Below are 289 nucleotides of genomic sequence, written 5' to 3' on the forward strand. Positions count from 1 at the left end.
TTGAGACTATATGACTAAACAGACAACAACATGAAAAAACTTAATTGGCTGCTAGCTTGCATCCTGCTTGTGGCTTGTGGAGATGATGAGGGAGAGCTTGAAGGTGATACATTAAGAAACTCGTTAGTAGGCAAATGGGATGCCTATATATCAATTGGTCCGGATGGCGGAACTCATAATTTCCCAAACGATATTTTACTCAACTACGAACATGGGTTTCAACTAAACGCCGACGGAACCTATAACCCTCGTTATTTAGACTCCGAAGATCCTCCAACTTTCTATACTT

Annotated in this window: 1 protein-coding gene; it reads left to right on the forward strand. The window is 40.8% G+C overall.

The features are described from left to right. Window positions 1–30: 30 nt before the first annotated feature. The coding region (locus tag E1163_RS00040; RefSeq protein ID WP_155168503.1) for a hypothetical protein at window positions 31–289 on the forward strand (259 nt) is incomplete at its 3' end.

Origin of the sequence: Fulvivirga kasyanovii, assembly GCF_009711405.1 — a bacterium.
Lineage (GTDB): Bacteria > Bacteroidota > Bacteroidia > Cytophagales > Cyclobacteriaceae > Fulvivirga > Fulvivirga kasyanovii.